8 protein-coding genes are annotated in these 6,099 nt (G+C 58.2%); 4 read left to right on the top strand and 4 right to left on the bottom strand.

Annotation, left to right across the window (positions count from 1 at the left end; all coding sequences use genetic code 11):
• Nucleotides 1-41 precede the first annotated feature (41 nt).
• From E1H13_RS22180 to E1H13_RS22170, 3 genes are all read right to left on the bottom strand, one after another.
• Nucleotides 42-278, bottom strand: a complete 237-nt coding sequence (locus E1H13_RS22180) for a serine hydrolase (RefSeq protein ID WP_169616786.1) — start codon at nucleotides 276-278, stop codon at nucleotides 42-44.
• Entirely contained in the window at nucleotides 253-576 is a 324-nt protein-coding gene (locus E1H13_RS22175) for a hypothetical protein (RefSeq protein ID WP_169616785.1), read from the bottom strand. Before E1H13_RS22175 ends, E1H13_RS22180 begins: the two co-directional genes overlap by 26 nt.
• Nucleotides 577-667: 91 nt before the next feature.
• Nucleotides 668-904: a hypothetical protein gene (locus E1H13_RS22170; protein WP_169616783.1), complete on the bottom strand. Its 237-nt coding sequence runs from the start codon at nucleotides 902-904 to the stop codon at nucleotides 668-670.
• Between the two features lie 14 nt (nucleotides 905-918).
• Here E1H13_RS22170 and E1H13_RS22165 point away from each other — a divergent pair, with 14 nt between their 5' ends.
• The 4 genes from E1H13_RS22165 (at nucleotide 919) to E1H13_RS22150 (ending at nucleotide 5,583) form a co-directional block, all read left to right on the top strand.
• Complete coding sequence (locus tag E1H13_RS22165; protein ID WP_169616781.1) at nucleotides 919-1,962, top strand: GTP-binding protein; 1,044 nt, start codon at nucleotides 919-921, stop codon at nucleotides 1,960-1,962.
• A 202-nt stretch (nucleotides 1,963-2,164) separates the two neighbouring features.
• The gene (locus E1H13_RS22160) at nucleotides 2,165-3,229 is read left to right on the top strand and encodes a GTP-binding protein (protein ID WP_169616779.1); all 1,065 of its coding nucleotides are present in this window, start codon (nucleotides 2,165-2,167) and stop codon (nucleotides 3,227-3,229) included.
• A 162-nt stretch (nucleotides 3,230-3,391) separates the two neighbouring features.
• Nucleotides 3,392-4,873, top strand: a complete 1,482-nt coding sequence (gene cysS, locus E1H13_RS22155) for a cysteine--tRNA ligase (RefSeq protein WP_169616777.1) — start codon at nucleotides 3,392-3,394, stop codon at nucleotides 4,871-4,873.
• A 149-nt stretch (nucleotides 4,874-5,022) separates the two neighbouring features.
• A complete protein-coding gene (locus tag E1H13_RS22150) occupies nucleotides 5,023-5,583 on the top strand; it encodes a Uma2 family endonuclease (RefSeq protein ID WP_169616775.1) in 561 nt (186 codons plus the stop codon).
• Here E1H13_RS22150 and E1H13_RS22145 read toward each other — a convergent pair.
• Entirely contained in the window at nucleotides 5,572-5,808 is a 237-nt protein-coding gene (locus E1H13_RS22145; RefSeq protein WP_169616773.1) for a phage integrase N-terminal SAM-like domain-containing protein, read from the bottom strand. The genes E1H13_RS22150 and E1H13_RS22145 overlap by 12 nt on opposite strands.
• Nucleotides 5,809-6,099: the final 291 nt, after the last annotated feature.

Below are 6,099 nucleotides of genomic sequence, written 5' to 3'. Positions count from 1 at the left end.
GAAACTAGCCAGCACCAGCGTTAATATCAGGCTGCCCGCGCTCAGGGGCGGGTGGGTAAGGGGTCTCCGGTTAACAGGGCCGTGGCCACCTGATCTCCCTGGGCGTCGCTGGTATTGGTCAGCAGCACCAGCCCCCGCTCTGCCTCCGGTAGCCAGCCCACAAAGGCGTAGTAGCCGCCGGTGCGCCCATTGTGCATAATCATCGGGGCACCATCGACATCGGTGAAGACCCAGCCCAGGCCAAAGTTGGGCTCACAGTCTTGGCTTTGGGGCTGCAAACTTAGGGCTAGGGGTGGCCAGTCCGCCGCCATCGCCGCCGCCAAAAACTGTCCCATGCATGAGAAACAGGTTGCACCCCGGCCAGCGCAGGTGATGATCTAGAACGGACAGGCCATTGACGATCTCAATGGGGCAAGTGGCCCGCACATCGGCCAGCAGGGGCCAGTGCTCCATATTCAGCTGACTGCCCGTGGCCAGCCAGATCCGATCCATCGGCAGGTGGGTGAGGCAGTCGTGCTCGGCTCCGGTGCTACAGTGCACCCGCCAGGTGTCGCCCTTCCACTCCGCCCGCTGCACTTTGCACTGTTCGTAGAAGGTAATCTGCCCCTGGCGCTAGCTAGATGGCCACTGGTCAGGCCGCTGCCCACAATCAAAATTCGCTCCCCCGTCAAAGAGAGACCGCGCAGGTCGATGCGATCGCCAGCACCACCCGCCAGGCCAAAAGCTGCCGACCGTCCGCTAACCCCAGCCGAAACCGCTGTCGTCCCAGAACCTGATGATGGCAATGTCGGTGGAGGGGGGCATAGGGATGGGTGGGAGAGTGGATGGGTGGCTGCCCTAACGAGAAACGAGTCGAGGGATGATCAGGGGAAAAGTACGCTACTATTACGAGAATGATTATCATTCTGATATGTCATTATGCCACCTCCTACCTCGTCAGCGCTCATTCCTGAGCCGGTCATCCCCAAGCGGGGTCTGCCGGTAACGCTGATCACAGGATTCCTGGGCAGCGGCAAAACCACCCTGCTGAACCACATTCTGACCAACCGCCAAAATCTCAAAGTGGCGGTGCTGGTTAACGAGTTTGGCGACATCAACATCGACAGCCAGCTGCTGGTCGCCATGGACGAGACCATGGTGGAGCTGAGCAACGGCTGCATCTGCTGCACCATCAACGACGACCTGATCGACGCCGTGTATCGGGTGCTAGAGCTGCCCGATTCTCGTCGAGACGGCAAAGCCGAACGCGTCGATTACCTGGTAGTCGAAACCACCGGCCTGGCCGATCCCCTGCCGATTATGCTCACCTTTGTCGGCACCGAGCTGAAGCGGCTCACCCACCTGGATTCTGTGATCACCGTCGTCGATGCCGAAACCTTTACCGACGACCACTTTGACAGTGCCGCCGCCACCAGCCAGCTCACCTACGGCGATATCATCCTGCTCAACAAGGCCGACCTCACCCCCGAGGTCAAGTTGACCTGGCTAGAGGCCTACATTCAGGGATTCAAAGACCAGGCCCGGGTGCTGCGCTGTTCGCTGACCGAGCAAGCCGATCAACTGCCCCTTTCGGCCCTGTTGGACGTAGGGCTAGCTCCGGCCCTGCCCCCGGCCATGGTCAGCGCAGCCCAAGCGCCTCAACCTAACGGTCATCTGGGCACCGATGGGTTTATGTCGGTTCCTTTCAAAAGCGATCGCCCCTTTAACGTCGATCGCTTTGAGCACTTTTTAATGTCCCAGTTGCCCGCCGAAGTGTTTCGGGCCAAGGGCATTCTCTGGTTCGAGGGCGAAGACCTGCGCCATATCTTTCAGCTCAGCGGTAAGCGCTTTAACCTCAGCCCCGAACCCTGGATCGGCCCACCCCAAAACCAGCTGGTCTTTATCGGTCGCCAGCTCAACCCCCTCCAGCTCCACCAGCAACTGACCAACTGCCTAACCGGGACTCGCTCCCGCTGTCTGTAAAACAGGGTTTTAGGTATTGGGTGTCAGATAAAGCCTCATACCCGGAACCCGATACCCGAACAACCCACCCCTGCCCCTCCCAGGAGGAGATGCCGAAACCCATCCACCCATCCACTCCCCACCCATCCACCCATCCACTCCCCACCCATCCACCCATCCACTCCCCACCCATCCACCCATCCACCCATCCACCCATCCACCCATGCAACCCAACACCCCCGACACCCGCCTCCCCGTCACCATCATCACCGGCTTCTTGGGCAGTGGTAAAACCACCCTGCTGAACCACATCCTGCAAAACTTCGATGCCTTCCGCGTTGCGGTGCTGGTGAATGAATTTGGCGATATCAATATCGACAGCCAGTTTTTGGTCACCGTTGAGCAAGACATGGTGGAACTCACCAACGGCTGCATCTGCTGCACCATCAACGACGACCTGATGCAGGCGGTGTATCGGGTGCTGGAGAAGCGCGACCGCATCGACTACCTGGTGGTCGAAACCACGGGCGTGGCTGACCCTTTGCCCATCACCCTCACGTTCCTCGGCACTGAACTGCGGGATCTGACCCGGCTGGATTCCATCCTGACTATGATCGATGCTGAAAGCTTTGAGCCCGAGTTGTTCAACAGCCAGGCCGCCATGAGCCAGGTGACCTACGGCGACATTCTGCTGCTAAACAAGACCGACCTGGTGCCCCCCGAACGCCTGGTGGCGGTAGAACAGCACCTGCGCACCCTTCGAGAGGATGTCAAAATCCTCCATAGCCAACGGGGTCAGGTGCCCCTCCCGCTAATCATTGACGTGAAGGCCGGAGACCAGGGACCCTACCAGGCGGTGGCCCAGGCCGATGCCGAAAAAGCAGCCCATAGCCATGATCACGACCACGACCATGGCCACCACGAGAGCCATGACCACCACGGGCATCACCACGACCACGACCATCCCCACGAACACCACCATCACCACTCCGACCACCTGGATAACGATGGCTTTGTGTCCCTCGCCTTTCGCGCTGACCAACCCTTTGCCCTGAAGAAATTTCAGCAATTGCTTGACTTTCACCTGCCGCCAGAACTGTTCCGCATGAAGGGGATTATCTGGTTCAAAGAAAGCCCCGCCCGTCACTTTTTCCAGCTCACTGGCAGGCGGTTTCACCTGGAAGACTCTGAATGGCCAGGGCCACCGGGCAACCAACTGGTTTGCATTGGCCGCAACCTGGATCTCAAAGCGATGGAAGCGAAGCTGAGGGATTGTATCGCCGAATAACCCACCCCTGCCCCTCCCAGGAGGGGAACCCGAGGCTCGAAACCCCCTACCCATCCACCCCCCTACCCATCCCCCAGGGCAGACACATGGGTCTGCCCCTACCCATCCACCCATATACCCATCCACCCCCCTACCCATCCACCCGCCCACACCCCTTTCCCCATGTCCCTCACCCTCCACAACACCCTCACCAAAGGCAAGCAACCCTTTACCCCCATCACCCCCGGTCGGGTGACGATGTACTGCTGTGGGGTGACGGTCTACGACGATTGCCATTTGGGCCATGCCCGGTCGTACCTGGGCTGGGATGTGCTGCGGCGGTACCTGCGTTGGCGGGGGTATGTGGTGCACTATGTGCAGAACTTTACCGACGTTGACGACAAGATTCTCAACCGGGCCAAAGCCGAGGGGACGACGATGGCGGCGGTGTCGGAGCGCTACATCGAGCGCTACTTTGAGGACATGCGTCGTTTAAATGTGCTGGATGCCGATGAATACCCTCGGGTGACGGAGCACATTGGGGCGATTCACGAGCTGATTGGCCAGCTGGAGGCGAAAGGCTATGCCTACGGGGCTGAGGGGGATGTGTATTACCAGGTGGGCCAGTTTGCCGACTATGGAAAGCTTTCGGGGCGATCGCAGTCTACCCTAGAGGCCGGGGCCAGTGGTCGCGATTTGGCGACTACGGCCAAGGCCGACCCGGCTGACTTTGCCCTGTGGAAGGGGGCCAAACCCGATGAACCCGCCTGGGATTCCCCCTGGGGGCCGGGGCGACCGGGCTGGCACATTGAGTGCTCGGCGATGATTCGGGCGCGGCTGGGGGCGACTATCGATATCCACGGCGGCGGCGGCGACCTGGTGTTTCCCCACCATGAAAATGAGATTGCCCAGTCCCAGGCGGCCAGCGGCAAACCCCTGGCCCACTGCTGGTTGCACAATGGCATGGTGACGGTGAATGGGGAGAAGATGTCAAAATCCCTGGGCAACTTCACCACGATTCGCGATTTGTTGGATGGGCGCTGGGCGGAGTATCCCCAGCCGGTAGACCCGATGGCGGTGCGGCTGTTTGTGCTGCAAGGGCACTACCGCAAGCCGCTAGATTTTACGAAAGCTGCGATTGCAGCGGCGCTCAGCAATTGGCAAACGCTGAAAGCCGGACTGCTGTTTGGCGATCGCCACGGCGCAAACCTGGGCTGGCCCGCCCCTACATCCGCCCCCTCAAGCGCTACTCGCCAAACGGGGGAGACCCCATGGGTCGAGCGGTTTCAAGCGGCGATGGATGATGACCTGAATACCCCCAGGGCTCTGGCGGTGGTGTTTGAGTTGGCCAAGGGCTTGCAGCGGGAGCACAATCGCCTCACCCATGGGGGCGACACCCCAGAGAACTCGGCGCAGCTCTGCCAGCAGTGGCAGACTCTGGTGGATTTGGCCCAGGTGTTGGGGCTGGAGGCGGATCTGATGGCTGAGGAGCAAACGGGGGCAGGGCTGGATGATGGGGCGATTGCAGACCTAGTTCAACAACGCCAGAGGGCTCGGCAACATCGGGACTTTGCCACGGCGGATCAGATTCGCGATCGACTGGCGGTGGTGGGGGTTACGGTGGTCGATCAACCCGATGGCGAAACTCGCTGGCATCGACAGTAATAGAAGCGTTATGGGGTTTATGGGTTTTCCAGAATCGAGCTGCTGTTAGGCAGCCTATAATCAATGAATTAGAACTGCTGTGGTGCAAAGGTATGATCGCGATCGCACCTATCAAATCTTTACCCGATGGCTCAGTGGCAACTATCCCCATGAGCTGGGCAGATTACGAACAACTGGCTGCAAGCAGAGGCGATCGCAGTACTCCGCGTCTTAAATATGCTGATGGATACCTGACCCTCAAGATGCCAACCTTTGAGCACGGCCAGCTAGATGCCATTGTGGCTGATTTAATTGTCGCTCTCCTCAACCAGCAACTCCGCGATTACGTTCGCACGACGCCCGTTACTCTGCAAATTCCTGAACAGGCGGGCATTGAACCGGATCATTGTTTTTGGCTGAGTAACTGGGCCGCTGTGAGCGGCAAACGTCGCATTGATTTGGCCACTGATCCGCCACCTGACATTGCGGTTGAAATCGATGTGACTAACTTCACGAATATCGCAGATTACGAACGATTTGAAATTCCTGAGATATGGCTAATTCGAGGAGATGTTTTAGCTATCTTTGGCTTAACGCCTGGGGGATACGCTCAAACAGAATCCAGTCAGTTTTTCGCTGATGCTGCTATACCAAACCTCTTTCAGCAGGTGATGGCAGCTATTGCCGAAGGTGCTAGCCCTCCCAGAGCCATTCGATCGCTAGTTATCTAGCGGGCCTCGCACCCCCCACCCACTCCGGTTCGGCACATGGGTGCTGAGTGCTTGATTTTGAGCCGAGGCCGTAACCTGCTGGTTGATAGCCAGATTCGTCAAGAATGCTTCAATTTCAGGCCGCCCTATGTCTTTGGGGTGGCACTTGTTAGGAAACGAGATGTATCGTCTGATCCAGTGGACGTAGGTTTCCTCTGTGCGGTAGGCGTAATGATTCAACCGCATGGCCTCACGTACCTAGTCCAGCAGTTTTGTCGGCTTCCTCTAAAGGGGGGAGTCCTGTGCCATCAGTACACCTTGTGATAAACGCTACACAATAGTCCATATGTACTATAGCTAAATCATGTGGAAGGTTTCTGGCTATCTACCCAGATCCGGTTAATATGCGGAAAGCTTTTAGCCATCCAGCGGATTGCGGTAGATATGCGGAAGCGTTCTGCCTATCTGCCCTCCTAGGGACGATATGTAGAATCCATCTCTCTAAAAAGATTGTTAGACATCCAAGAGGAAGTGCGC

It is taken from the genome of Nodosilinea sp. P-1105 (genome assembly GCF_012911975.1).
Lineage (GTDB): Bacteria > Cyanobacteriota > Cyanobacteriia > Phormidesmidales > Phormidesmidaceae > Nodosilinea.
This window is presented reverse-complemented; position numbering and strand designations above follow the sequence as displayed.

Excerpts from the sequence above, each read along its gene's own strand:
- E1H13_RS22170 (WP_169616783.1), bottom strand. The coding sequence starts at position 904 with ATGATAATCATTCTCGTAATAGTAGCGTACTTTTCCCCTGATCATCCC.
- E1H13_RS22165 (WP_169616781.1), top strand. The coding sequence starts at position 919 with ATGCCACCTCCTACCTCGTCAGCGCTCATTCCTGAGCCGGTCATCCCC.
- E1H13_RS22160 (WP_169616779.1), top strand. The coding sequence starts at position 2,165 with ATGCAACCCAACACCCCCGACACCCGCCTCCCCGTCACCATCATCACC.
- cysS (WP_169616777.1), top strand. The coding sequence starts at position 3,392 with ATGTCCCTCACCCTCCACAACACCCTCACCAAAGGCAAGCAACCCTTT.
- E1H13_RS22150 (WP_169616775.1), top strand. The coding sequence starts at position 5,023 with ATGAGCTGGGCAGATTACGAACAACTGGCTGCAAGCAGAGGCGATCGC.
- E1H13_RS22145 (WP_169616773.1), bottom strand. The coding sequence starts at position 5,808 with ATGCGGTTGAATCATTACGCCTACCGCACAGAGGAAACCTACGTCCAC.